Source organism: Sediminicola sp. 1XM1-17 (assembly GCF_037203765.1).
Classification (GTDB): domain Bacteria; phylum Bacteroidota; class Bacteroidia; order Flavobacteriales; family Flavobacteriaceae; genus Sediminicola.
The window spans coordinates 346,099-372,414 of sequence record NZ_JBBCAS010000001.1; the positions used below are offsets into that span (position 1 = coordinate 346,099).

A 26,316-nucleotide genomic window follows, 5' to 3' on the forward strand; every position below is an offset into this window, starting at 1 on the left:
TTAAAGGTTTTCATAAAGAAATCTCCTTCGATTTCCACTTATTTTTAAGCTGTATTCTTTTAGCTCCCCATTGTTGGGATAACAACATTACATTTCTATTTTTGTGAACATTATCTTCCGCACTTCCATGGGAAGAATAGAACTATATATTATTTAATTTTTAAAGATTCAGCACATTATGACAGAGCGGGATGAATATTTTATGCGCAGGGCCATTGCCCTATCTGCCGAAGGAATGAATGCCAATGCCGGAGGCCCTTTTGGTGCTGTAGTTGTAAAAAATAATGAGATCATCGCAGAAGGTTTCAACAGGGTGACCTCCACCAATGACCCCACAGCACATGCGGAAGTAGTGGCCATAAGGCGCGCCTGTGAAAAGCTCGGCACCTTTCAACTGGAAGATTGCACCATATATACTTCTTGTGAGCCATGTCCCATGTGTCTTGGTGCCATCTATTGGGCCCGCCCAAAACAGGTATTTTTCGCCTGTGACCGTGAGGATGCCGCCGCCATACAGTTCGATGACCAATTCATTTATGATGAGTTAAAGAAAGATATGGGGGACAGACAGATCAAATTTATCAGTCTTCTCCGTAAGGAAGGCGTGAAAGTTTTTGAGCAATGGGAAGATAAATCAAACAAAACCGCCTACTAATATTATAATCTTGTACTATGGGGACCTATCTGGATATGGATAGCTGGAACAGGAAAGAGCATTTCCACTTTTTCAATGGATTTGAAGAGCCTTTCTGGGGGATAACGGTAGATATGGACTGTACCATCGCCTATCAAAAGGCCAAAGAGGCCAATGCTTCTTTCTTCTTATGGTATTTGCACAAATCGATCAGGGCCATTAACCAAATCCCAGAGTTTAAATATCGAATTGACAGCGAGGATAGGGTTGTGGCCCACGACACCATTGGTGCCTCTCCTACCATCAATAGGCCGAACGGAACATTTGGGTTTAGTTATATGGATTTTTACGAAGATTTTGTAACATTTCAAAAAGAGGCCCAAAAGGAAATTGAAAGGGTGCAGGCTGCTTCGGATCTTATACCAGCCGCAAACTCCGATGCCGTGGTCCATTATTCTTCATTGCCCTGGTTGAAGTTTACCTCATTTTCCCATGCCAGAAAATTTTCAATAAAAGACAGTATCCCAAAAATATCTTTTGGCAAGATGACGGATTCTATGGGAAACAAAACAATGCCGGTCTCCATCCATGTCCATCACGGACTGGTAGATGGGGTTCATATGGGAAGGTATGTGGAACTCTTTCAGCAATATTTGAACGAAAAATAGTTTAATAACATGCGGAGCATTAGTTGCTTATCCTGAAAAAAATAATATTCAAAAAATAAAAAAATTGAATTTTTGTATTATTTTTAATCCAACATATTTAATTTTTATCATGGGTAAAGGCACAGTAAAATTCTTCAACGAATCAAAAGGATTTGGTTTTATCGTTGAAGATGGTTCAAAAAAAGAACATTTCGTTCACATTTCTGGATTGATCGATGAGATCAGGGAAGGAGACGAAGTAGAATTTGAACTTAAGGAAGGTAAAAAAGGAATGAATGCAGTTAATGTAACAGTAATTTAATTTACTGGTTTTCTACGCTTTTTAGTACCGTATCAGCCCGTCTCTTCGACGGGCTTTTTTTATTTCAGGAAACATGAACCTATAGGTTATGAACAATTTTAAACGAAAGCATGGATTGGGGCATTTAAAAGAGCAGACCTTTGTACTGTCACTATTTGTTGTCCTATTCAGCACCTTGCTACAGGGGCAGGAACTATCGTCGCATCAATGGAAAAATAGATTGTTATTGATCCTGGTGGACAATGAATCCGATGATATTTATAAAGCCCAGATAGCGGAACTCAAGGCGCATCAAAAAGGCATGGAGGAACGAAAATTGTTGACCTACCAAATTCTACCTTCCCGATATAGTGTTGGCCTAACGGGTCAGCAATGGCAACGATCCAAGAAACTTTACCAACAATACAAAAAAACAAATGCTTCTTTCGAGATCGTCCTAATAGGATTGGATGGGGGTGTTAAACTGCCCCGGTCCAACTTTATGTCCTCTGATGCGCTCTTTGATATCATAGATGCCATGCCAATGCGGATCAGGGAAAAGCAATAATAAAATAATTTATTGATAATCAGTTGTTTAAATTGCCATATTGGATTGGTACACGGGTCAATATTTTTCTTTTTTGAGACATTTATTAATGTACATTCGCCGAAAAAAATTAATGACCATAGAAAGCAGGGTCGCTGCAGTGGAAGCATTGTACAGTAAGCTCGAAATTGAGATTTCCAAATTCCAATCCCACACCAAACTACAATGTGCCTCTGGGTGTGGTAAATGCTGTACCAAACCGGACATAGATGCCTCCCCTTTGGAATTTCTGCCTTGGGCCTTCCATCTTTTTCTGACCGGCAAGGCAGAAACGACTTTGGAAACTCTAAAAGAACGGACTGCCACACATTGTTTTCTTTACAATCCCGTTTCCCTCTTGGGTGGTGACAACGGTAGTTGTGGACATTATAAATATCGCGGATTGATCTGTCGTCTGTTTGGTTATGGAGCAAGTAGGGACAAGATGGGCCAGTTGCGATTGGCCACCTGTAAAATAATCAAGGAAAGCCAGCAAGAAAATTATCTTAAGGCCAATGAGGATATCGGCAAGGGTTTGTATGTGCCCATTTTCACGGACTACTATATGAATCTTTCACAAATCGATTATAAGCTTGGCAATATGATCTTACCGATCAACCAAGCATTTAAGTTGGCCATTGAAGAGGTGCTGCAATACTATGCGTATAGACCCTTTCCGGGTGGACTCAAAATCACGGCCTAGTTTTTGGCACAGGTTCAAATGAAGTTTTTTTACTGTTCCGGACCATTCAAAAAATTTAAGGTCATTTTTATGGTTATATTACTGATTTTCTGTATATTAACAAAGTAATTTGTGTAATCCCCCCTATTTAGTTTCTATAACTTTGATTTATTCGGGGGCAACAATTCTCTTTTGTTGTACAACAAGATGCCCGTAGCGGCAACTATTTATCCCTCGTTGAATCTTGATTGATCCATTGGTTCGATATTCCTTTGGGAACTAACGTGCCAGCCCAAGAACAATAGTCCTACATTGTTGTGGCGCACTTATATACCTACGTAAACCTAAAAATAAATGGCTATGGAAACCAGAACAAAAACTGAACTAAATCCCTCAAAGATCATTGAGACCGGTATGGGTTTTTGGGCTTCAAAAACACTCCTGACCGCTGTTAACCTTGGTTTATTTACCCTTTTGGCCAAAGGACCCTTACCGGCGGCAGAAATAAAAGAGCATTTGGGGCTGCACGACAGAAGTCTTTACGATTTTTTGGATACCCTGGTGGCACTGGGGTTCTTAAAAAGAAAAGGGTTGGGGGAAACAGCAATGTACAGCAATACCAAGGAGACCGATCATTACCTGGACAAAAATAAGACAACGTATATTGGGGGCATGCTGGTCATGAGCAATAACAGGCTCTATCCTTTTTGGAACAATTTGGAGGACGCCCTAAAAACGGGACTGCCACAGAACGAAGTGAAAAATGGGAATATGCCGTTTTTCGACATTCTGTATGCCAACGAACAGAGACTACGTCAGTTTATGAGTGCCATGGGGGGCTTCCAAATGGCCAACTTCATTGCCTTTTCCAAGAATTTTGATTTTTCCAATTATAAAACCCTTTGTGATATTGGCGGGGCCGGATGTGAACTGTCCATGCAGGTCTCTACACACCACCCCCATATGGAATGTATCTCCTTTGACCTTCCCAGAGTATCTGAAATTGCCAAAGAAAAATTGGACGAAATGGATTTTTCGCCAAGAATAAAGATTGTTTCCGGAAACTTTTTCAATGATGATTTTCCAAATGTGGATATGATCACCATGGGAAATATTCTGCACGATTGGGGTACCAGGGATAAAAAACTGTTGATATCGAAGGCATATCAAGCCCTCCCCAAAGGTGGTGCCTTGGTGATTTTGGAGAACATGATTGACGAGGAACGGAAAAAAAATGTGTTCGGTCTGTTGATGTCCCTGAATATGCTCATTGAGACGTATGAAGGCTATGATTTTACCCCTTCCCAATTTGATACATGGGCAAAAGGAGCCGGTTTTCAAAGGACCGAATTTATGCCCCTAGCAGGACCCACAAGTGCTGCCATAGCATATAAATAACCATTAAATATAGAAACCTATGAGAAAACTAATTTTTACGATGCTACTAATTCCGTTATTGGTAGTATCACAGAGCACCATGGAATATCCCGTTATTGAAAATGGGATGATTACCGCAAATCCGACAAAAGTCAAAGAATTTGAAAAAGGGATGGCAGCCCATAACAAAAAGTATCATGCAGAGGGTGCTTATGGGGCAAGAGTCTATTGGATTTCCAATGGCACCAATGTGGGTAAATATATGTGGGTAATGGGGCCATTGACCTGGAGTGCTATGGATACAAGACCGGCCAAGGAAGGTCATGACGAGGATTGGAATACCAACATTTTGCCCTATACCATGGCAGAAGGTGATCAAACGTATTGGAGATTCCATCCGGCCCTCTCCAACTTTCCAAAAGATTTCAATTTGAAATACTTAAGAGTAATGATGTTGGATATGGCGTCTTTTAAAGAGCAACAGTTTTTAGAACAGCTGGATAAGGTGGCCGCAGTGATGAAAGCAAAATATCCCAACGAACCTTATGGTATGTATACGAACGAAATGCCAAATAGCAAGGACGGCAGGGATTTTGCCTTTGTTGATTTTTTTGATAAGATGAGCTTTTTGGGAAGGGAAGACACCTTTCCAAAGGATTTTGCAGCTGTACATGGAGAGGGTAGCTGGGAGTCCTTTTTGAATGTGATGGCCGAAACCACTAATGGCATGCAATCGGAACTATGGATGTTTCGGGAAGATCTAAGTGGACTTGGCCCAAAAGTAATTGCCATGGAACGTCAATAGATCCTTGGATTTAATAGTGTAATTACAATTAGATAAACACCCATTGTAAAACCCGGTTAATTCCGGGTTTTATTTGTTAGGATCATTATCTTTTGCTGATTTTGTTCCCCGAGATAGCCTTTTGACGTGAAGATTTAAACCTACTGATATCAGGGTTTCGTTTCTTTAGGTGCTTTTGGCTCACACCGCTGTTGACCCTTTTGCGCCAACGCTTAAAACTACTTTCCTTTAGGTTGGCCCGCATTAGTTTTATGACTTCCTTTTCGGATGTCCCAAACTGAAATTCAATGGCCTCAAAAGGCGTACGGTCTTCCCATGCCATTTCAATGATCCTATCCAATTCCCTTTCGCTAAATGTATTATTCATCCATGTTTTTTGTTGGTTTTGATCCCAAGTTCGTCCTCTCCCACATCTGATCTGCGTTCAACCTAAAACTTCCCACAAAATCAAAAGTACACTCGTGGGGCGCAATAACAGACAAGAATGGTTCCTCTTTCCTGTCCCGATACAAATGATAGGTTTCCCCAACTACCGGTTCAAAATTAAAACGTGCCCCATAGATCAAGTTATTATACTCAAACTGCTGCATCATATCCTCGTAGGCCGCCTTCAGTTCCAGGTATTTGGTGTTGATCTGATGGTTCACTTTGTGAATGTTCTTATTTTTCCAGGCAACCGTATCTGTGGCCGTAATTTTTGGGGCGCCTACCCCTGTGGCATAGGGCTTTAGGGCCGCGTCATAACGCTGGCTTTCCTCGTCAAAAACAATCTGATCTGGTTTCTTTGTCGTACTCATATAAGTTAGGGAAAGGATCCCCGGTTACTGGTCTTACTTTAAAAAATTGGTGATTTTCGGACTCATTGGTTCTGCCGAAGATTCAAACACTTCCAATAAGTGCCCTTCCTCATCCAAGAGGTATTTCTGAAAATTCCATTTGACATTGGAACTTTTTATAGTGTTGTTTTCCTTTTTGGTCAACCATTGGTAAAGCGGGTGCTGATTTTCCCCCTTTACCTCCATCTTTTCGGTAAGTAAAAAGTTGACCCCGTAGTTTTTCTCACAAAAATCCTGAATCTGCTCTGCATTTCCAGGCTCTTGGGAACCAAATTGGTTGCACGGACAGCCAATGACCACCAATTGGCCTTTAAAGGTTTCCTGAAGCCTTTGCAATGGCCCGTATTGCTTTGTATAGCCACACTTGGAGGCAACATTTACAAAAAGAATCTTTTGTCCTTTAAAATCTCCCAAATTTATGGGACTGCCCTGTAGGGAATTTAGATGGATGCCATAAACGGTCGACTCCTTTTTTTGAGGCTTCGTTTCCATAGATGTTTTGTTCAAAACCAATTTCTTGGCCAAGGTTTTTAAAGGGTGCATGAACGGAATTTTATGCTGACAAATTACCTTTAAGTCTCTTTTCAATCTTTTGTTTGATAAGGGTCAAGCGCTTCATAAGATCCATGATCCCACTGTCTTTTTCCTCCTTATAAACTTCATTGAGTCCAAGAATAAGTTCTTTGACCTCCCTAGAGGCAACGATACGGTCATTTGTAGATTTGAATGAAGTTTTGCGTTGTTCAAACTCCAAAGCTCTATCCATTATATCCATAGAAGAATTATTTATTATTTGTGTTGTATCAATCCAGTTGTTCCAATTGCTTCATAATCTCTTCAGCCTCAAATACTTTTTCGTCACTTTGTTTTCTATTGGAAGTGGAGAGGGCATGTGCCTCTTTCATCAGTTTTTGATACTTTTCCTGAAGAACTTCTTTCTCTGATTTCTTTTTGAATAATCCGAACATAGCAATTTATGTATTAAATTTTGGAGTACATACTTTCTTAAGTCGATATTAACATGTACTCCGTAAATTTACAAAATGTTTATTTATTTTTTGTTTTTGTTAAACAAAATAACATGGATTTAACCTTTTAGGCTGTCAAAATCAGATCAAATCTGAACTTAATATAACATACATTGCCATGCATATCCATTCTTTTCGGGGTATTTTTTATCATGGGAGAACTTGGTCATGTGATGGTCAGCCTTCAAAAAGCTTCTTAAAGTATTGTTCTTGGGTAGCGAAATATTCGTAACTTTTCCATGGAATAACCCAACCAAATGAAAAGACGTAATTTCTTTTTGCTTTCCCTGGCCGGACTGGCAACCATAGCTGTTCCTTCATATTTGGTATGGAAAAGCAGGGAGGATAAGATAAATCCCCTTTGTGAACCCAAAATCCTTACTACCATTTTGGAACCCTCTGCGATTGTTGAAATAGGCCTACAATACCGTAGGCAATTTCCAGAATCTGGATTGGAAAAAAAACTAGAAGAGATGCTTGGTAAAAACATGGACCTGAACAACAGTACTATTGAAGACCTTTTGGAAAACAAAATAAAAAGGGATTATGAACGTGGAAATACCGTGATGTTGGATGGATGGATCCTTTCGGAGACAGAAGCCATACAATGTGCCCTTTTATCCATTTCCGAATCAAATCTATCCTAAAATGCATATAGACGCTAGGGAACTGGAAGCGAATACCCTCATTGAGGGGGATATCTGCATCATAGGGGCCGGAACCGCTGGTATCAGTATGGCCCTGGATTTGATGCATTCCTCCCACAAGATCATCCTTTTGGAAGGTGGCGGTTTTAAATATGAAGATGAGATTCAAGATGCCTATGCCGGGAACACATCCGGTCAACGATATTACCCCTTAAAATCGAGCAGGTTGCACTACTTTGGTGGAACCACTGGGCATTGGGCCGGAATGTGCTCGCCCTTTGATCCCATCGACTTTAAGATAAGGGACTGGGTGCCCCATAGTGGATGGCCCATCACCAAAAAAGACCTTGATCCTTTTTATGCCAAGGCCCATGAGACTTTGCAATTGGGACCTTATAAATATGAGTTGGAATATTGGAGGCAGGTGCTTCCCAATTTAAATCCATTCCCCTTGGACAACAAGGTGGTTTGGAACAAGATGTGGCAGTACAGTACCGCCCGTTTCGGGAAAATTTATAGGGATACCATCATGGATGCCCCTAATATACATCTGTACACCTATGCCAGTGCCACGGAAATCAAATCGAACCCCCTTGGCAACCATATTGGGGAAGCTACCATTAAAAACCTCACCGGCAAGAGTCATACCGTTAAAGCCAAATACTTTATCATGGCCTGTGGGGCCATACAAAATGCGCGACTCCTTTTGGCCTCCAGATCCATTTCACCCAACGGCCTGGGCAATGACAACGATCTTGTTGGGCGGTATTTTATGGAACATTTGGAAGTACCCTCCGCTGAACTTTGGTTGTCCCAGCCATTTCCTACAGACCTCTATGCATGGACCTATGGAGAAACCAAGGCCAGTGCGGAATTGGCCATTACCGAATACGCACAAAGAGAAAACCAGATCTTGAACGGTACAGCCTCCCTAGTTCCATTGACCGTAGGAAGACATCAGAAATCAAGATTGGATTCATGGACGGACTATGATCCCAAAAAGGCCATGAAAAATATGATGCGCGATTGGCAATTGGCAGAAGAGAAGGCCAAAAAGGACAATATAGGGGCCATTTCAAAGGCCTACCAGCTCAATACCCGCATTGAGCAGGCGCCAAATCCAAATTCACGAATCACACTCGGGTCCGAAAAAGATGCCTTGGGCGTTCCCAGGGCCAACCTACACTGGGAGCTCACCCCATTGGACAAAAAAAGTATCCGAAAAATTTATGAACTTATAGGGCAACACGTAGGGATATCCAACTTGGGAAGGGTCCGTTTGATGGAATTTTTACAAGATCCTACTGATGACAGTTTTCCAGATACGGTAAATGGAGGCTGGCACCATATGGGCACCACCAGAATGGCCAACGATCCCAAAAAAGGGGTGGTCGACTCCAATTGTAAGGTACACGGAATTACGAACCTTTATATTGCTGGATCTGGATGTTACCCTACCTCCGGTGCTCCCAATCCGACCCTAACACTGGTGGCACTTTCACTCCGACTGTCAGGGCATATTGCAGATATCATGAAAAAATCCTAGGATAAAAAATTCATGGTCTTAACTTTACAGGCAATCAACATACAATCATAAATAACGTGGACAAGTATATTGAAGAAGAAACTTTTAAGGGTATCAATTTCATGGAATCGCCCCTTCAAAAAGCGACCTATGAATATTGCTCTTTTGTCAATTGTATATTCTCGAACTGTTTCCTATCCAATATCGTGTTTTTGGAGTGCACCTTTACCGATTGCAATTTCAGCATGGCAAATCTTAAAAATTCATCCCTCAGGGATATTACATTTAAGGACTGTAAGCTCATGGGACTCCGGTTTGATGAGACGGATGAATTTCTGTTTCAGGTCAGTTTTACGGGGTGCAACCTAAAATTTTCATCGTTCTACCAAAAAAAGCTCAGCAAAACGAAATTTGTACATTGTAATCTGGAAGGCACAGACTTTTCAGAAGCAGATCTAAATCAGGCTGTATTTGAAGAATGTGATCTAAACCATGCCGTTTTTAACGCTACAGATCTGGAAAGGGTCAACTTTACTTCCTCCCATAATATCCAAATTGACCCGGAAAGGAACAAACTAAAAAATGCCAGATTTTCTACCGAAGGCGCGTTGGGACTTTTGGCCAAATACCAAATAAAAATTGAATAGGACAAAGACTTTGCAACTACTTTTAATGGTCATGATATCCTTACTTTCCTGTAAGGATAACAAACCATCCGAAAACAAATCTACCTCTGAAATCGGAATGGGCCACCCCGCAGAAAAGGAAGTTTCCCTTATCATTTTGGGAACGGTCCAAGATGCGGGATCCCCACATATAGCCTGTTCCAAATCCTGTTGTGCAAATTTGTTCTTCCAGCCCAATCAAGACAGAAAAGTAGTTTCCCTGGGAATTATGGATACCAAGAATAATAAGAATTATATTATTGAGGCCACTCCCGATTTTCCGGAACAGGCCAAGGCGCTTAAAAACCTCAATTTGTCCCTCACAGGGGAAATTCCCGATGGCATATTCCTCACCCATGCACATATAGGCCATTATACCGGTCTGATATATTTGGGAAAAGAAGCCCTGAATTCCAGTAATGTCCCGGTATTTGCCATGCCCAAAATGAAATCTTTCTTGGAACATAACGGGCCATGGAGCCAATTGGTAGCTAATGGGAACATTATGCTACAGGAAATGAATCCTATGGAAGAAGTTGTGCTTACCCCTAACCTTTCCCTGATTCCCTTTACGGTGCCCCATAGGGATGAATATTCCGAGACCGTAGGGTTTACCATTATCGGCCCCAATAAAAAAGTATTGTTTATCCCCGATATTGATAAATGGCATCTATGGGAAACAAATATCATTGATGCTATTTCCGCGGTGGATATGGCATTTATTGATGCTACTTTCTATGATGGTGAAGAAATTTACAATAGGGATATTACTGAGATACCACATCCGTTTGTGATTGAGAGTATGGCCGTTTTTAAGCACCTGCCCGAAAGTGAAAAAGCAAAGATCCATTTTATTCATCTAAACCATACAAATCCGTTGTTGGACATGGGTAGTGAGGCTTATGGAACCGTTCTTGAAAATGGCTTTAAAGTAGCGAATATTAAAGATGCATTTTCCCTATAATGGGGATTGCTTTTTTGTAAGGGCATCTTTTTCAAAAGCAACACCCCCCCACCCTGTTTTCATAAAATTTCTGATATTTTGATGATCTTCCCCTTGGGGGTTTTTTAGTACATCGCACCTGTAATAATCGCCAAAGCAAGCTAGGGTTTCTGCTTCGTTCAACCCCTGTAGTTTTGCAAAAGAAAATAGCTTACAAGATCCTGAATTCTGCCCCGCTTCATTCACCATCCTACCGTTGGTAAATTTTACCGGCTCAAAATAATAGTGTTCCTCTATCACTTCCATGGTATCCATAAAGGTTATGTCGTTGGGAGCTGTACCCAATTTTTTTAAAAAGTCAGCAATGCTCATAAAGGTATTTTATGTACTAAAGATGGCAAATATAATTCAAGTCAATAGGTTGACGTGTAAGACAGAGAATTTTTTCACTTTAAACCATTGATTTTAGTAAATCTTCATTATTCGTTAAAATACTGTTAATCAAATCATTAAATTGGCATATTAATAAATTTATCTTATCTTATCAGGTATGATACACTCAGAAAAGCAAGAAAACCAAGAATTTTTAAAGAAATCGATAAGCCACTTGGAAGCGAGAGGCTTTGAATCCATCAAAGCAGATTTGGAGGGTTTTGAACATCCCAAATCCTACTTGAAAAAAAGTAGTGGGATGCGTGTTACACCAGATATTGTTGCCATTAAGAATGGCAGGAAATATTTTTTTGATATCAGTCTAAAATCAGAAAAACATTCTCTTCTAAAATCCAAATGGTTGTTCCTGGATACGTTGAGTAGAATGAAGAGCAATCGCTTTAAGATCATCACTACCAAAGGACATTACAAATTTACCAATACGTTAATGGAAGATCTTAATATGGATGGTGACCATTTAATGAAGGTTTAGTCATCCGTTTTTTTGATAGATTACAGTAAGGAGGTTCAGGCCTCCTCTATTTTTTTCTGACCATAGCAACATGAGGTATTCCGTCTTCCAGATATTCCCCACCAACGGCATTGAATCCCAAGGAATTATAAAATTGCAATAGGTAGCATTGTGCAGAAATATGTATGGTAGTTTCCTTAAAGTAATGTTCCACGGCTGCTATAGAGGCGTTCATGATATCCATTCCATAGCCAAATTTCCGCTCCGAAGCTTTTACTACCACTCTTCCTATACTGGCTTGCTCAAAATAATCGCCACTTTTAAAAATCCTTGTGTAGGCCACAACTTTATTATCCTTAATCCCCATAACATGCAGGGCCTTGTGGTCCTTACCATCCAAATCCTGGTACACACAATCCTGTTCCACTACAAAAACCTCACTTCTCAATTGAAGAACTGCATACAACTGGTCCAACGAAAGTTCTTGAAATTTTTTTACTTCTATTTGTATCATCAATGGAATAAAAAGAAAATCATATTAATTACCAACCAGCAGTGGTGCTTTTCAATGCTAAAATAGATTATGAACAGGGAATTTTTTCAATTCTTCTTTCATGTCTTCCCCCTTCAAACTTAGTTTCAAGAAAGGTCTTTACCATTTCCAATGCTTGGGGCAATGAAATATATCTTGCAGGCAGACTAAGAATATTGGCGTCGTTGTGTTCCCTGGCCAAGGCAACAATCTCTTTGTTCCAACAAAGTGCACAACGTACTTTCTGATGTTTATTTGCCGTCATGGAAGCCCCATTTCCACTACCACATATAATGATGCCAAAATCTACATTGCCCTGTTCCACATCCTTGGACACAGGGTGTACAAAATCAGGGTAGTCAACACTATCGGTACCATCCGTACCGTAATTGGTAACTTCTATATTCATTGATTTCAATAGTCCTATGACCGCAAGCTTATATTCTGTCCCGGCATGGTCATTTCCAATAGCTATTTTCATAACGCAGTAGTATTAATCCTTCACAAATGTACAATAACCTATGGTTTTACCACAAAATTGAGGTTGTTAACAACATAAATTTCAACTTTCACCAAACTAGCTGTAATTATGCACCTTAGGTTTTTTTGAGAATTGTTAATAACACCCTCATAAAAAATAAGGATTAAATTTTTATTTCTTTCCATTAAAATCAATTGTAAAATTTATTGGAACTAGCACTATTTAGTTCTGATTAAATAAGAAAAAGATATTAAACATTTCCTTGTCGAAATTAACATTATCAACATATCAAATTATTAAAAATAAGATGTTGATAAGGGTTATTAATATCCGTTAATGAATTTTACAATATCTTGATTTTTAAGATATAATTAAGATTATAAGGGGTGTATAAAATGTCAACAAGTTTTCATTTGAATAGAAAGCAATCTTTTCCCAAAAATTTTATATCCACTATTAACAGCCTATAATAACCACCATTGTTTTTTAAAATCAATAAAAGAAAAAGAATATTATATAATATATGTTTATAACATCATATGTTTTTTCTTATCATTAAGTTAAGTTGGTTGATTGTAGAAGCTTCAATGGATTATAATTTGTAATTTTCCAGAAATAAAAGAAATTAATGTCAAAGAAGAGTAAAAGGTCAAAAAGCCAGAAGAGAAATGAGATTACAAAGGGCATTTTTACCGTGTTGGAAAAGGGAGAGGGCAAAAGCTTCAATTATAAACAAATAGCTGCCAAACTTAATATTACTGAAGGTAATGGTAGAAATGAACTTATAAAGAAACTGGTTGAACTAAAGGAAAAAAAACGGATCCTAGAGGAGGGTCCAGGTCAATATAAAGCAATAGGAAGAACCAAAAGTTACCATACAGGAAAAGTTGATGTCACCGGAAGGGGCAATGCCTATATTGTAGTAGAGGGATTGGACGATGATGTGTTTGTACCATTCAATAAACTTAAAAAGGCTTTTCATGGAGACGAGGTTGAAGTATATATTTACCCTAGAAGGAGAGGAAGAAAACTAGAGGGAGAAATTACAAAGGTCACCCAGAGAAATAAGTCCACCTTTGTGGGTATTTTGGATCTGCAAAAGACCTTTGCCTTTGTAAGGCCCAGTGACCATAGAATGTATACGGATATTTTTGTTCCTTTGGAAAAGGTGAACAAGGCAAATGATGGCGATAAGGTCATTGTAAAAATTGTGGATTGGCCCGATGATAGGGATTCCCCAATGGGTGAAGTTACAGAAGTACTCGGCAAACCTGGGGAGCACAATACAGAGATCCACTCAATTCTTGCCGAATATGGACTACCTTATGAATTTCCATTGGAAGTGGAGCATTTTGCCAATAAGCTGGACACTTCCATAAAAGAGGAAGAAATAGCCAAGAGAAGGGATATGCGGGATGTCTTGACATTTACCATAGATCCAAGGGATGCGAAAGATTTTGATGATGCGCTGTCTTTTCAGGTTTTGGAAAACGGAAATTATGAAATAGGGGTACATATTGCCGATGTGTCGCATTATTTAAGAACAGATACGATTTTGGACGATGAAGCTTACGAAAGAGCAACGTCCGTGTATCTGGTAGACCGTGTGGTTCCCATGTTACCGGAGGTATTGTCCAATAACGCTTGTTCTTTGCGTCCCAATGAGGAAAAGTATACATTTTCTGCCATCTTTGAATTGGATGACAAGGCCATGTTACAGAACCAATGGTTTGGTAGAACCGTAATCAATTCCAATGAAAGGTTTGCCTATGAGGAGGCCCAACATATTATAGAAACGGGTTCTGGAGATATTCCAGAGGATATTTCTATACGGGGAGAGGGTTATAAAGTAGCCCATGAGGTGGTGGAGGCTACCTTGACCTTTGACAGACTCGCAAAAATTCTCAGGGAAAAAAGAATGAAGGCCGGGGCCATATCTTTTGATAAGGTGGAGGTCAGGTTCAATCTAAGTGAAACTGGCGAACCTGAAGGGGTTTACTTTAAAGAAAGTAAGGATGCAAATAAACTGATAGAGGAGTTTATGCTTTTGGCCAACCGGAAGGTTGCAGAATTCATAGGAAAGCAAAAACCGGTAAAAACATTTGTTTATAGGGTGCACGATGAACCAAACGAAGAGAAATTAATAGCTTTGAATGGTATTATTTCCCGTTTTGGACACAGTCTTAATTTTAAGACCAAAAAAGACATTAGCAATTCTCTGAACAAGCTTTTGGAGGATGTAAAAGGACAGAAAGAACAGAATTTGGTGGATACCCTGGCCATAAGAAGTATGAGCAAGGCCATATATACCACGGACAATATTGGACATTACGGTCTGGCTTTTGATTATTATACCCATTTCACATCGCCTATTAGGCGCTATCCTGATGTAATGGTCCACCGATTGTTACAGCATTATTTGGATGGAGGTAGCACGGCTAAAAGTGAAATATTCGAAGAAAAGTGTAAGCATTCCTCAGACATGGAATCTTTAGCGGCCAATGCAGAGCGTGATTCCATTAAATATATGCAGATCAAGTTCATGGAGGATCATAAGGATCAGGAATTTATTGGTGTTATTTCTGGTGTTACCGAGTGGGGAATTTATGTGGAGATCATAGAGAATAAGTGCGAAGGAATGGTTCGGATTAGGGATATAAAAGATGATTATTATACCTTTGATGAGAAGCAATATGCCATAGTAGGCGAGAAAACCAAAAAAACATACCAATTGGGAGACGAAGTGGTTGTTATGGTGAAGAATACTGATTTGATGAAGCGACATTTGGATTTTTCGCTTTTGGGAAAGGCATAGTTAATTATTTTTTGGAATAGTATTTGTTTTAAGCAGCTATTCTTTTTAAAAAGTAAAAGGAATGAAAAAGTTATTTTGGATATTCTTCTTTTGTCTTGGGGCTCATGTAGCGAGTGCTCAAAACGAAAAGATTACCCAAGAGTTACAGAAATTTTCCCAGATCAAGGCTTTTGACGGACTTTCCGTGAATCTAATAAGATCCAATGTTAATAAGGCGGTCATAACCGGTGCCAACACCAAAAAGGTGGCGATAGTCAATAACGAGGGAGTTTTGAAGATTCGTATGGAGGTTGATAAGATTTTCAGTGGTTATAGAACCTTTATTGATGTGTATTATACCGAAAACCTGGTGGTCATTGATGTCAATGAAGATGCACGTATCACTTCCGATGACGTCATAAAGCAGGAAATATTGGAACTTAAGGCCCAGGAAGGAGCTCAACTGATCATCAAGGCACAGGTAGAGCAGTTATTGGTTAAAACGGTTACAGGAGGCACCGTAAGGGCATCAGGCTCTTCGGATAACCAAGATGTGCAGATCAATACCGGGGGAATCTATGAGGGAAAGGAATTTAAAACCAAATTCAGTACCGTAAATGTAAATGCTGGATCCAGGGCATCTATTTATTCCAGCAGTTATGTCAAGGCTGTAGTCAAGGCTGGTGGTGAGGTGTTGGTCTATGGGAATCCCACGAAGATTGAGGAAAAAACGGTTTTTGGTGGTACAATAAGGAAAATGTAGAATTGTATGTTAGAAGATGTTCAGGCAGCTATTCCATTAGGCTTTTTTCTAAGTTTTATGATTGGTCCTGTGTTTTTTGTATTGTTGGAGACGAGCGCTTTGCGGGGATTTAGGGCGGCAATGTGCTTTGATTTAGGTGTGATCATTGCGGATATTATTTTTTTGGTAGTTGCCTATTTTAGTAGTTTTCAATTACTGGAAAATCTCAGTAATCAACCGGGATTGTACGTTTTCGGAGGTGCAATATTATTGGTTTATGGTTTGGTAATACTGACCAAAAAGGGGATCAAACATAAACAGCCAAAACTTAAGGCCTCAAAAAGTGATTATCTAGGACTTTTTATAAAGGGTTTTCTATTGAATTTCATCAATATAGGTGTACTTGTGTTCTGGTTGGGTGTTTTGATTGTGGTAGGCCCTAGTTTGGACAATGATCCCAATAGGTTGATTGTGTTCTTCTCCTCTATGTTAGGAGCGTATATCGTTACGGATCTCTTTAAAATTTTATTGGCGAAACAACTGAGAAAGAAATTAACCCCGCCGAGAATTTACAGGATCAAAAAGGGACTTGGAATAATTCTGATTGTTTGTGGCCTGGTGTTGATTGTCAAAGGATTCTTACCCAAGGACAAACTGAATATAGAAAAAGGCCTGGAACTAATCAGGGAATAAAAAATTAAGGTATAAAAAAAGCCCGACTGATAAGGTCGGGCTTTTTTTGTGGTGAATAATGTTATTTTTTGTACTTCTCGTTCAAAATGGCCAAAACTTCTTTGGTAACATCCTTGGAATCATCTCCATAAAGCACGCTTCCGCCTTCTCCTCCACCTAAGATAAAAGTATATCCTTTATCTTTTCCATAAGCTTTAATTTCTCTCTTTACCTTGCTGATAATACTATCCATTTCAGTTTGACTAACCGATTGTAGCTGTTGCTCCTGTTGTTGAAGTTGTTGACCAATCATTTGGCCTCTTTGTTGCAGTGCACCATATTCTTTTTGGGCCTGGTCCTGGGACATCTTATCTGCTTTGCTTTGAAACGCCTGGGCTTCAATTTGAAAAGCTTGTGAAATACTATCCCTGGTTTTGTTCAATGCTTCCGCCTTGGTTTTAAATTTGGATTCCATATCAATTTTTTCTTGATATTCATCCATCAATTTAACGTTGTCTACAAAGGCTATCTTATTCTCTTGGCAACCTACCATGGTCATTAACACAGCGGCAAATAATATTTTTTTCATTTCTTGGTTTTTATGGAGGCAAAAGTAGAAAAGCTTTTTGAATAATATATAGATTGATATAAAGTTTTAAAATCCGTTTGGTATAGATTCCATGGTAATTATAATGAAGCCTTATAGTTTTAATATTTTAAATTGGTTTTAATTATGAAATTAGATCAGTTTTAAGCGTTTTTAAGGATGTTTTTGTATTTAGGAATACATGGACAAGGAGTAAGGACCAAAGTATTCAGACACGGCAGCTAATAAAGAATTACTGCTTTTTTAGGATGTAAATATGCGAAGAATGTTCTTTAGAGAACAATCCTTGGATATTGGAGAGTGTTCCAACTAAAAAAGCTTTAAAAAAGTTGCCCTTTGCATGCTTATATTTTTCGGACAAAAGAGATACGTAATAAGAATCAAAGAGCATTGGTTTGGTTGCAACTAATGAAAAACTATGTTTAGAAAATATTCTCTTTATACTGTTTCGGGAGAAGTGGTAGAGATGTCGCGGCACATCAAAGGCGGCCCAATAGTGACCATAATGTTTTGCATCATATGAGTTGTAGTTGGGTACTGCTATGATCAAAGTTCCTTGTGGAAGCAATAAATTGTGTAGTTGTTTGATGTGGGCATCAAGGTCGGGCAAATGTTCCAATACGTGCCAGAGGGTAATAATATCATATTGCTCTGCAGGTAGTTCTTCGAAGGAGCTACTAAGCTGTATTCCTTTTTCAGAAGCCAGTTTTCTGGCATGTTCATTTGGTTCTACTCCTGTAATGTCCCATCCTTTAATCTTGGCGTATTTTAGGAAGTCGCCAGTACCCGCCCCAATATCAAGGATTTTTTTGTTGGTGGTATATTGGCTAATGAGCTTTACTTTATGATGAAGGTTTATTCTTTTGACAAATTGATAAATTTTATCTTGTAAGGTATCCGTTGCATCTGTATGGGAAATATAGGCTTTGCTCTCATAGTATTTGGACAAATTATTTGGAACAGGTTTGGTCAAATAATAATCATATTGACTATCATAAACCAGTTCAAATTCTTCATGGCTAATACTGTGGTCCTTTACAATTATATTCTTTTGCATGGATACGGATTGCTTTTAAATGGGATCAAATATAGTCTGTTATGGGATTGCGTAAAAGGTTTTTGTGTTTTAAAAAGTGCTAAATCAATTGTTCCACGTGGACCAATGTTACAATGAATTTCAATTTTAGTAAAGGAATGCTGTTTTTTTAAAAAGGGTTAGAACGAAGTATTGATACAATAAAAAAAGGATTGTTCCACGTGGAACAATCCTTTTTTTATTGTACAACTGAAGTTTATTTAGCGTCCCATGAAAACCAGAAGCACGCTGATGTCGCTTGGTGATACCCCACTTATTCGTGACGCTTGTGAAATGGTCACAGGTCTAATTGCGTTTAATTTTTCCCTAGCTTCAAAAGAGAGTGACTTCAATTTGTAATAATCAAAATTGTCGGGAATTTTGATGTTTTCCAAACGTTGCAATTTGTCCGCATTGTTCTTTTCTTTCTCGATATAGCCCGAATACTTAACTTGTATTTCTGCTTGTTCCAAGACATCCCTATCAAAATTTTCCTGATCTACATAGTTGGATACGCTTTCCAATTGGAGCATATGGTCCATGGTTACATTGGGTCGCGAAAAAACCTTGAACATCTTTCCGGTTTGTTTTACCGGTGCCGAACCGACACTTTCCAAGATAGGATTAATGTCCTCTGCTGAAACACTGGTCTCTTTAAAAAATTCTATAAATTTATTTGAATTCTTTTCCTTCTCCTCCATTCTTTTAAGTCGATCTTCTTTCGCTAATCCAATGGCATAACTTCTAGGGGTTAATCTTAAGTCAGCGTTATCTTGTCTTAGGAGTGTCCTATATTCTGCTCTGGAGGTAAACATTCTGTAAGGTTCCTCTGTTCCTTTCGTTATAAGGTCATCTACTAAAACTCCTATATATGCTTCGTCCCTGTGTAGGATAAACGGATTTTCCTCATTTATTTTTAAATGGGCGTTTATACCGGCCATCAGGCCTTGGGAGGCTGCCTCTTCATATCCGGTTGTCCCATTGATCTGTCCGGCAAAATATAGGTTGTTGATCAATTTGGTTTCTAGGGTGTGCTTTAGTTGTGTTGGTGGAAAGTAATCGTATTCTATAGCATATCCTGGTCTGAAGAATTTTACGTTCTCAAATCCAACTACAGATTTTAGTGCTTTATATTGTACATCCTCTGGCAAAGAAGTAGAAAAACCATTGACATAGACTTCAACAGTGTTCCAGCCTTCTGGTTCTACAAAAAGTTGATGACTGTCCTTATCTGCAAATCGGTTTATTTTGTCTTCTATGGAAGGACAATATCTTGGGCCTAAACTTTTAATACGGCCATTGAACATTGGTGATCTGTCGAATCCTTCTTTAAGAAGATCATGGACCAGTTTACTGGTATGGGTCATGTGACAATCACGTTGCAGTTTTAAAGGAGATGTTGGGGAGTACGAAAATTTCTCTGGTATCTCATCCCCGGGCTGGACTATCATCTTGGAATAGTCTAGGGAGCGTCCGTCAACTCTTGGCGGTGTCCCCGTTTTCATACGGCCGCTGTCAAAGCCAAGGGAGACCAATTGTTCTGTTATGCCTGTGGCAGCTTTTTCACCAGCTCGTCCACCACCAAATTGTTTGTCGCCTATATGAATGAGACCATTTAAAAAGGTTCCGTTGGTTAGAACTACTGCCCTACTTCTTATTTCAAGGCCCAAAGAGGTCTTTACCCCTACTACCCTATCACCTTCAATTAGGAGACCGGAAACCATTTCCTGATAGAAATCTACATTGGGGGTATTCTCTAGGGCAATCCTCCATTCCTCTGCGAAGCGCATACGGTCGTTTTGTGTTCTTGGGCTCCACATGGCCGGGCCTTTGGATTTATTCAACATTTTAAATTGAATGGCCGACTTATCGCTTATAATTCCGCTATATCCGCCCAAGGCATCAATCTCCCGTACAATCTGTCCTTTTGCTATCCCACCCATGGCAGGATTACAGGACATCTGTCCAATGGTTTGAAGGTTCATGGTGACCAACAAGGTCTTGGATCCCAGATTGGCAGCTGCAGCAGCTGCCTCTGCTCCCGCATGACCGGCGCCAACTACAATTACATCGTATTCTTTATCAAACATATATTAGTCTTATTGTTCCACGTGGAACATGTTGATACATTCATTTTCCTTTTCTCTCATCAAAAGAGAATCATTATCAGTTTTGTCTTTATAGCCCAATAGGTGAAGAACGCCATGGGACATTACTCGTAAAAGTTCATTATGGAATTCCACATCAAAGGTCCCTGCGTTTTCTTGTATCCGATCTATTGATATAAAGATGTCACCAGCAATTGTTTTGTCTTCCGTATAATCAAAAGTGATAATATCGGTGTAGGTGTCGTGGTCTAAATATTTTTGGTTGATGTCCAGTAGAAATTCGTCATCACAAAAAATATAATCAATTTGTGCATGGCTTCTCTGGTGGCCTGTAATTATTCTAGTTATCCAATCGGAATACTTGGCTGTATTCTCCAGTTCAAATTCGGTTTCAAAGTGGAAATCAATCATTCTTTTTAAAATAGGTTTTTACCTTCTCTTTGTAAATTTGCCGCAAAGGTAATGCTTGTCTATTTAAAATTTCCACATCGTTCCTATAATTCTCTAATACTGAAGGTTTGGTCGTAATAGGGTTCTTAAAATTACGATCGTTGCTATTACTTTCACGCTCTGTTTTCTGACCTTGTTTCAAAACTGCATTTTCCAGTTTCATGAGTTCGTGCTGTATGTTGTTGATCTTTTCCAATCCGCGTTTTGTAACGCCATTTTCCAAGAGATCATTTTCAAAATCCTCCATTTGTTGGAGAAGCTTTTTGGTCAAATCCTGATCCTCCTTCTTGATCATATCCAATAACTGTTCAGCAAGCTGTTCCCGTAGCATTTGTTGTTCCTTGTATATTTGGTAGAGCTCTTGCAATTCTTTTTCTTTACCCTCGCCGTTGCCAGTACTCCCATCACCATTTTTGCTCCCGTTCTTACCATTTTTTTCATCATTGCCCTCTCCTTGTTTCCCATCCTTTCCCTGTCCTCCTTCTCCATCTGTATTGCCATTACGGTTTTTGCTACCTTGACCTTCGCCCGCTTCTTTTCCATTTTTAGACGGATTTTGACCTCCTTTGCCCATTTGACCCATCTTATCTTTTAGTTCTCCCTGGCCTTTGATGATATCCGGCAATTGAAAACCCTGGTTGCCATCTCCTGAACTAGAACCCTTACCAGATTGCATGCTCTGTTGCATATTGCTCAAAATAGTAGCCAAGAGATCAGCAAGTGTATTAGAAGCGGTAAGGACATATTGTTGGGAAGCAAGCGATTGATAAGTCCTGCTTTCGGCTAAATTTTCCAAAGCCTTATCCACATTATAGTATACCTCAGTAATTTGTTCGTTTACTACCTCTGTTATATCTACCAACCTTAAGGAAAGCGCAAACAAACTGTCATCTACATGCGCAAAGAGATTTCTCAATTCTTGCTGGTCCTTGATAATTTTAGAGGATTGTGAAACATCGATATCCATTTTTTGTAGGTTATCGTATAATTTTTCTTGCTTGAATGAGAATACAATGAGATTGTCCAATATCTGTCTTAGCATTTCAGCATCTTCCGAAATGGTAGATCCACCACCACTTGGAGAAGAGGATTGCTCCAAGGCCTCACTCATCTGTTGCATCTTATCTGCGGCCGACTTCTGCTTTTTGGCTGCTTTGTTTTCTGAGTTTTCTTTGACATCGGTGTCGGCGGACTGTTCGTTTGTAAGGGTCTTTTTCAATTCTTCCAAGGCATTCTTTTGATCGGCTTTGATCTGTTCCTGTTTTTGGGAATCTATTTCCAGATCCAAAGGCTTTTGGAGTGTCTTGTTATCTTTCTTGAGTTCCTCTAGATCCTTGGCTATTTTCTTGAAGGAATCGTTAAGCTCCTCTTGTTCCTTTATGGAATTTTCGTCTGTTTTTTTTAATTTTGCCAAATGATCCTGCCGCTGGGAAAGTTTCTCTAGATCCTTCGCTAATTGAGATGCTTTTTCAGTTACATAATACCGTTTGGTTAGTTCCAACAATTGCTCTAAATTACGTTCGCTATTTTGTTGTTTTTTAGCTAGTTGCTCTAAACGCTCTGTGAGGTCTTCCTTGTCTATTTTATCGGCTATTTTGTTCAGTTCTTCCAAAAGTTTTTGATTCTTTTTAGCTTCAATTTCCTGTCTTTCAAGACGCTCTTGGAGCAGTTTGTTCATTTCTTTATTCTGACCGGTCTTTTCTAAATTTTCATTGAGTTGTTTGCTGAATTTTTGCATCAGCTTTTCCTGTTGTTGTTGTTTCTGAAGGAAGTCCGTTATTTTGTTTTGGTCGTTAAAATTAAGACTGGTCTTTTCTTTCTGCCCCTTGCTGATCTCCTCTAAATTTTCCCTTTGTTTTTTGAAATTGGTCAAGGACTTGTCCATGTTTTTAATAATGCTTTGTTGAAATTCCAGCTCCTTGTTGTTTAATTCATCTGCATTTAATATCGTAGTACTGAAAATTTGACTCTTTGTAGACTTGCCATTGTGGATGGCATCGTTATCTGTTGCTTCAAAGTAGTAGCTGTAACTAGTTCCTGCTTCTAAATTCAGGCCACTAGGGAAGGTATAATAGAATTTGTTAAAATTGGATTTTGGTTTGGCGAGCGTTACGATTTGGTTTTTATCCAAATTGTTCTGTGGATAGTAGACCAAGTTGATTATGGTTATGCCATGATCATCCGAGGCTTCCCCTACATAATAGAAAATATTGGGGTTTAGGGAATCTATGACCTGTGCAACGTTTATGGCCGGATAGGCATCCCTAATTACTTTAACCTGATAATCCAGGGCTTCATAGTTTTTCACATTTCGATTGGAAGTCGCTATGGTATAAGCCAGATCCTGGTATATTCTTTTGCTCAGATTAAATTCGCTTCGGTTTTGTTGAAATGTTAGCACGGTATCCTTGGTTGTCATGGATATACTGCTGATCTGTTCCCCTTCTATTTGCCAATTTACCTTTGTCCCTTCGGGAATGGTAGTATTGCCACTGCTCTTGACCAATTTCGAAGGGATGTTCAAATACCTAGGAAATTCCAGTAACATGCTAAATTCTTGTATTACAGGTGTTTTAAGAACATTTAGTGCGTAATCGGGAGATTTTATACCGTTTGATATAAAATAAAAGTCAGCTGATCTTAAAGGGGTGTTCAACTGGTAACTATATACCCCATTTTGCATTTTCAATAAGATTTCCTTTCCGCCCATGACCATATAAACTTCCACGGGGTTTACCTTACCTTCAGTGGTTACTTGAATAGTCAATGGTTCGCCTTCCAATATATTGAGATTGTTGTTCAATAGCTTAAAGGAGAACGGTGCTGGGGGTTCGTATGCCAATTTATAATTGACCACTCTGTCATAGGAGCCAAAAAAGGAACTTAGGTTGCCCGATAACCATAAAAGGGCAAAAAGAAGTAATGGTAGCGCCAGATATTTGGCGTAGGACAGACCTTCTTTATAATCAATGGCCTTTGTAAATGGAATACTTTTTAAATTTTCAGATCTTTGATCAATGCTTGCCAAAAGTAGTTCCGACTTGACTTGGTCATCGGCAAGCTCTAGCAAATTGTACAGTTTGTCCCCTACTTCCGGAAAATGTTTACCTATCAAGATGGAGGCCTGTTTGTTGGTTATACCCTTTTTCAATCGGAACAGGTAAAATAATGGGGTCAAAATATATTGAAACAGGAGATAGGATTCTATGCCAATAAATAGGAGCAACAGTAACAGACGTCCATTGGAACCAAGCCATAGCAGGTATTCTACCCCTAATATGATCAGCATAAAAAGTAGGCCCAAGGAAAGAAAAAGGAGGAATCCCTTGAGAAGTACCCTAGTATAATACCGCTTCGTAAAGCGGTTAAGTTTTTCTAAAATATTGCTGAAACTGCTCAAAATCAATTGTATTTATTACCAATATACCCGATTAGATAAAATTACGGATTAAAAATCTGTTAAAAATCATCCCAAGGCATTATTGGCCGTTCAGGTAAGTTCTTAGATTATATGGGTGTTCAGGGGCTAAGGGTTCACGACAAGATGGAATTTATCTGAAAAAAGGGATTATGATTCTGTTCAATAGCCTATACCGTTTGCCAAATGTGCCCCGTAGCTATTTGATATTGCAGGCATAGGCATTGTTTCTTTTCAGAATTGTGCGGTCTCTCCTTAGGAACTTAAATATTTTTTCTTGCCACTACAAGCCTTATCTTTGTGGCTTTAAAATTTAGTTATGACCAAAAGAGTACGGGTGCGTTTTGCACCAAGTCCAACCGGTGGATTACATATTGGGGGAATCAGAACAGCCCTCTTCAATTACTTATTTGCCAAAAAGCACGATGGTGATTTTGTATTGCGCATTGAGGATACGGATCAGACCAGGTATGTTGAAGGAGCTGAACAATACATCATTGATGCCTTAAATTGGTGCAATATTCCGTTTGACGAAGGTCCTGGAAAGGAAGGGAAATATGGTCCCTATAGACAGAGTGAGAGAAAGGATATATATAAAAAATATGCAGATCAGTTGGTTGCCAACGGGCATGCGTATTATGCCTTTGACAGTACTGATGAATTGGATGCACACCGTAAAGAGCATGAAGAAAAGGGAAAAACCTTTATTTATAATTGGCATAACAGGGAAAAGTTGAACAATTCCCTTTCCCTTTCCAATGAGGCCGTGAACAAAAAGTTGGCGGAAGGGTCAGATTATGTAATCCGCTTTAAATCTCCTCAAGATGAGAAATTGTCACTTCAGGATACTATTAGGGGAAATATTGAAATTGATACCAATGTACTTGATGATAAGGTTTTGTTCAAAAGCGACGGCATGCCTACCTATCACCTAGCAAATATTGTGGATGACCACCTTATGGAAATTTCCCATGTGATTAGAGGGGAAGAATGGCTTCCCTCTTTGGCACTCCACCAGCAACTGTATGATGCTTTTGGATGGGAGGCACCAAGATTTGCCCATTTACCATTGATCATGAAACCCGTTGGAAAAGGCAAATTGAGCAAACGTGACGGTGAGAAACTCGGATTTCCTGTATTTCCATTATCGTGGAACGAATCCAAAGGCTATAAAGAGGAAGGATATTTCCCGGAAGCCGTTATAAATTTCTTGGCCCTGTTGGGTTGGAATCCAGGAACGGAACAAGAAATTTTTAGCCTTGAGGAACTTATATCTGCATTCACTCTGGAAAGAGTCAACAAGTCCGGGGCAAGATTTGATCCTGAAAAAACCAAATGGTATAACAATCAGTATCTCCAGAAGAAAGGGGATGAAGAATTAGCGGTATTATTTCAAGAAATCATTAATCAAAAGAACCCTAATCTTTTAAAGAAAAGAAAATTAAGTGATATAATTCAAATTATAACTTTAATAAAGGAACGTGCAACTTTTGTTCATGAATTTTGGGATTTAAGCGATTATTTCTTTCTTGGCCCAGACCAATACGAAGAAAAGGCTGTTAAAAAACAATGGAAGGAAGATACTCCTGAAATCTTGAATGCTCTCGTTACCTTGTTGGAAGGAATAGAGGATTTTACGTCCGGAAATGTAGAAAGCCTGGTCAAGGAATGGATTGCTGCCCAAGAACTGTCCTTTGGTAAAGTAATGCCTCCCTTGAGATTGGTCTTGGTGGGCGATATGAAAGGTCCCCATGTGTTCGATATCATGGGACTGATCGGTAAAGAGGAAGTGATTTTGCGAATTAAGAAGGCAATAGCCACGCTTTCTTAGCCTTACCAGAAAAGACTGCATGAACA

At 39.2% G+C, this 26,316-nt stretch carries 29 protein-coding genes; 16 read left to right on the forward strand and 13 right to left on the reverse strand.

Annotation, left to right across the window (positions count from 1 at the left end; all coding sequences use genetic code 11):
• The first annotated feature begins 178 nt into the window (after positions 1–178).
• The 7 genes from WAA86_RS01595 (at position 179) to WAA86_RS01625 (ending at position 5,032) form a co-directional block, all read left to right on the forward strand.
• Complete coding sequence (locus tag WAA86_RS01595) at positions 179–655, forward strand: nucleoside deaminase (RefSeq protein ID WP_337299215.1); 477 nt, start codon at positions 179–181, stop codon at positions 653–655.
• Between the two features lie 17 nt (positions 656–672).
• Entirely contained in the window at positions 673–1,302 is a 630-nt protein-coding gene (locus WAA86_RS01600; protein ID WP_337299216.1) for a chloramphenicol acetyltransferase, read from the forward strand.
• 109 nt (positions 1,303–1,411) lie between these two features.
• Positions 1,412–1,603 (forward strand): cold-shock protein, encoded by a 192-nt coding sequence (locus WAA86_RS01605; protein ID WP_337299217.1) that lies wholly within the window; start codon positions 1,412–1,414, stop codon positions 1,601–1,603.
• 88 nt (positions 1,604–1,691) lie between these two features.
• Entirely contained in the window at positions 1,692–2,150 is a 459-nt protein-coding gene (locus tag WAA86_RS01610) for a DUF4174 domain-containing protein (protein ID WP_337299218.1), read from the forward strand.
• A 112-nt stretch (positions 2,151–2,262) separates the two neighbouring features.
• Entirely contained in the window at positions 2,263–2,871 is a 609-nt protein-coding gene (locus tag WAA86_RS01615) for a YkgJ family cysteine cluster protein (RefSeq protein ID WP_337299219.1), read from the forward strand.
• Positions 2,872–3,210: 339 nt separating this feature from the next.
• Positions 3,211–4,248: a methyltransferase gene (locus WAA86_RS01620; RefSeq protein WP_337299220.1), complete on the forward strand. Its 1,038-nt coding sequence runs from the start codon at positions 3,211–3,213 to the stop codon at positions 4,246–4,248.
• Between the two features lie 19 nt (positions 4,249–4,267).
• Positions 4,268–5,032 carry a hypothetical protein gene (locus WAA86_RS01625; RefSeq protein WP_337299221.1) on the forward strand — a complete coding sequence of 255 codons (765 nt, stop codon included), beginning with the start codon at positions 4,268–4,270 and terminating at the stop codon, positions 5,030–5,032.
• 85 nt (positions 5,033–5,117) lie between these two features.
• Here the strand turns inward: WAA86_RS01625 and WAA86_RS01630 are convergent, their stop codons facing one another.
• The 5 genes from WAA86_RS01630 to WAA86_RS01650 are packed head-to-tail and all read right to left on the reverse strand — an operon-like array spanning position 5,118 to position 6,836.
• Complete coding sequence (locus tag WAA86_RS01630; RefSeq protein WP_337299222.1) at positions 5,118–5,399, reverse strand: TIGR03643 family protein; 282 nt, start codon at positions 5,397–5,399, stop codon at positions 5,118–5,120.
• Positions 5,392–5,829, reverse strand: a complete 438-nt coding sequence (locus WAA86_RS01635; protein ID WP_337299223.1) for a DUF2452 domain-containing protein — start codon at positions 5,827–5,829, stop codon at positions 5,392–5,394. The genes WAA86_RS01630 and WAA86_RS01635 overlap by 8 nt, the downstream gene beginning before the upstream one ends.
• Before the next feature lie 33 nt (positions 5,830–5,862).
• Positions 5,863–6,411 (reverse strand): glutathione peroxidase, encoded by a 549-nt coding sequence (locus WAA86_RS01640; protein WP_443217561.1) that lies wholly within the window; start codon positions 6,409–6,411, stop codon positions 5,863–5,865.
• Positions 6,412–6,421: 10 nt separating this feature from the next.
• Entirely contained in the window at positions 6,422–6,643 is a 222-nt protein-coding gene (locus WAA86_RS01645) for a hypothetical protein (protein ID WP_337299224.1), read from the reverse strand.
• A gap of 28 nt (positions 6,644–6,671) precedes the next feature.
• The gene (locus WAA86_RS01650) at positions 6,672–6,836 is read right to left on the reverse strand and encodes a Lacal_2735 family protein (protein WP_337299225.1); all 165 of its coding nucleotides are present in this window, start codon (positions 6,834–6,836) and stop codon (positions 6,672–6,674) included.
• A 317-nt stretch (positions 6,837–7,153) separates the two neighbouring features.
• On the opposite strand from WAA86_RS01650, the gene WAA86_RS01655 reads away from it, so the two are divergent.
• The 4 genes from WAA86_RS01655 to WAA86_RS01670 are packed head-to-tail and all read left to right on the forward strand — an operon-like array spanning position 7,154 to position 10,697.
• Entirely contained in the window at positions 7,154–7,543 is a 390-nt protein-coding gene (locus WAA86_RS01655; RefSeq protein ID WP_337299226.1) for a hypothetical protein, read from the forward strand.
• Between the two features lies 1 nt (position 7,544).
• Positions 7,545–9,089: a GMC family oxidoreductase gene (locus tag WAA86_RS01660; RefSeq protein ID WP_337299227.1), complete on the forward strand. Its 1,545-nt coding sequence runs from the start codon at positions 7,545–7,547 to the stop codon at positions 9,087–9,089.
• Positions 9,090–9,145: 56 nt separating this feature from the next.
• Positions 9,146–9,715: a pentapeptide repeat-containing protein gene (locus WAA86_RS01665; protein WP_337299228.1), complete on the forward strand. Its 570-nt coding sequence runs from the start codon at positions 9,146–9,148 to the stop codon at positions 9,713–9,715.
• A 10-nt stretch (positions 9,716–9,725) separates the two neighbouring features.
• Positions 9,726–10,697 carry an MBL fold metallo-hydrolase gene (locus WAA86_RS01670; protein ID WP_337299229.1) on the forward strand — a complete coding sequence of 324 codons (972 nt, stop codon included), beginning with the start codon at positions 9,726–9,728 and terminating at the stop codon, positions 10,695–10,697.
• Here the strand turns inward: WAA86_RS01670 and WAA86_RS01675 are convergent.
• A complete protein-coding gene (locus WAA86_RS01675; RefSeq protein ID WP_337299230.1) occupies positions 10,692–11,048 on the reverse strand; it encodes a HopJ type III effector protein in 357 nt (118 codons plus the stop codon). The two genes, WAA86_RS01670 and WAA86_RS01675, sit on opposite strands and share 6 nt — an antisense overlap.
• A gap of 178 nt (positions 11,049–11,226) precedes the next feature.
• Here WAA86_RS01675 and WAA86_RS01680 point away from each other — a divergent pair, with 178 nt between their 5' ends.
• Entirely contained in the window at positions 11,227–11,601 is a 375-nt protein-coding gene (locus WAA86_RS01680; RefSeq protein WP_337299231.1) for a hypothetical protein, read from the forward strand.
• A 46-nt stretch (positions 11,602–11,647) separates the two neighbouring features.
• On the opposite strand, the gene WAA86_RS01685 is transcribed toward WAA86_RS01680, so the two are convergent.
• Positions 11,648–12,094, reverse strand: a complete 447-nt coding sequence (locus WAA86_RS01685) for a GNAT family N-acetyltransferase (protein ID WP_337299232.1) — start codon at positions 12,092–12,094, stop codon at positions 11,648–11,650.
• Between the two features lie 67 nt (positions 12,095–12,161).
• Positions 12,162–12,593: an RpiB/LacA/LacB family sugar-phosphate isomerase gene (locus WAA86_RS01690; protein WP_337299233.1), complete on the reverse strand. Its 432-nt coding sequence runs from the start codon at positions 12,591–12,593 to the stop codon at positions 12,162–12,164.
• A gap of 628 nt (positions 12,594–13,221) precedes the next feature.
• On the opposite strand from WAA86_RS01690, the gene rnr reads away from it, so the two are divergent.
• The 3 genes from rnr to WAA86_RS01705 all read left to right on the forward strand — a co-directional run bounded on the left by rnr (position 13,222) and on the right by WAA86_RS01705 (position 16,822).
• Complete coding sequence (rnr, locus tag WAA86_RS01695; RefSeq protein WP_337299234.1) at positions 13,222–15,408, forward strand: ribonuclease R; 2,187 nt, start codon at positions 13,222–13,224, stop codon at positions 15,406–15,408.
• 61 nt (positions 15,409–15,469) lie between these two features.
• On the forward strand, positions 15,470–16,150 hold the full coding sequence (locus WAA86_RS01700; RefSeq protein ID WP_337299235.1) for a head GIN domain-containing protein: 681 nt from the start codon (positions 15,470–15,472) through the stop codon (positions 16,148–16,150).
• Between the two features lie 6 nt (positions 16,151–16,156).
• A complete protein-coding gene (locus WAA86_RS01705) occupies positions 16,157–16,822 on the forward strand; it encodes a LysE family translocator (protein WP_337299236.1) in 666 nt (221 codons plus the stop codon).
• A 61-nt stretch (positions 16,823–16,883) separates the two neighbouring features.
• Here the strand turns inward: WAA86_RS01705 and WAA86_RS01710 are convergent, their stop codons facing one another.
• From WAA86_RS01710 to WAA86_RS01730, 5 genes are all read right to left on the reverse strand, one after another.
• Entirely contained in the window at positions 16,884–17,390 is a 507-nt protein-coding gene (locus WAA86_RS01710) for an OmpH family outer membrane protein (RefSeq protein WP_337299237.1), read from the reverse strand.
• Between the two features lie 250 nt (positions 17,391–17,640).
• Positions 17,641–18,465 (reverse strand): class I SAM-dependent methyltransferase, encoded by an 825-nt coding sequence (locus WAA86_RS01715; protein ID WP_337299238.1) that lies wholly within the window; start codon positions 18,463–18,465, stop codon positions 17,641–17,643.
• A gap of 239 nt (positions 18,466–18,704) precedes the next feature.
• The gene (mnmG, locus tag WAA86_RS01720; RefSeq protein WP_337299239.1) at positions 18,705–20,573 is read right to left on the reverse strand and encodes a tRNA uridine-5-carboxymethylaminomethyl(34) synthesis enzyme MnmG; all 1,869 of its coding nucleotides are present in this window, start codon (positions 20,571–20,573) and stop codon (positions 18,705–18,707) included.
• Positions 20,574–20,582: 9 nt separating this feature from the next.
• Positions 20,583–21,002: an rRNA maturation RNase YbeY gene (gene ybeY, locus WAA86_RS01725; protein WP_337299240.1), complete on the reverse strand. Its 420-nt coding sequence runs from the start codon at positions 21,000–21,002 to the stop codon at positions 20,583–20,585.
• On the reverse strand, positions 20,995–24,441 hold the full coding sequence (locus WAA86_RS01730) for a hypothetical protein (protein ID WP_337299241.1): 3,447 nt from the start codon (positions 24,439–24,441) through the stop codon (positions 20,995–20,997). Before WAA86_RS01730 ends, ybeY begins: the two co-directional genes overlap by 8 nt.
• Before the next feature lie 337 nt (positions 24,442–24,778).
• Here WAA86_RS01730 and gltX point away from each other — a divergent pair, with 337 nt between their 5' ends.
• Positions 24,779–26,290: a glutamate--tRNA ligase gene (gene gltX, locus WAA86_RS01735; RefSeq protein WP_337299242.1), complete on the forward strand. Its 1,512-nt coding sequence runs from the start codon at positions 24,779–24,781 to the stop codon at positions 26,288–26,290.
• The last annotated feature ends 26 nt before the right edge of the window (positions 26,291–26,316 follow it).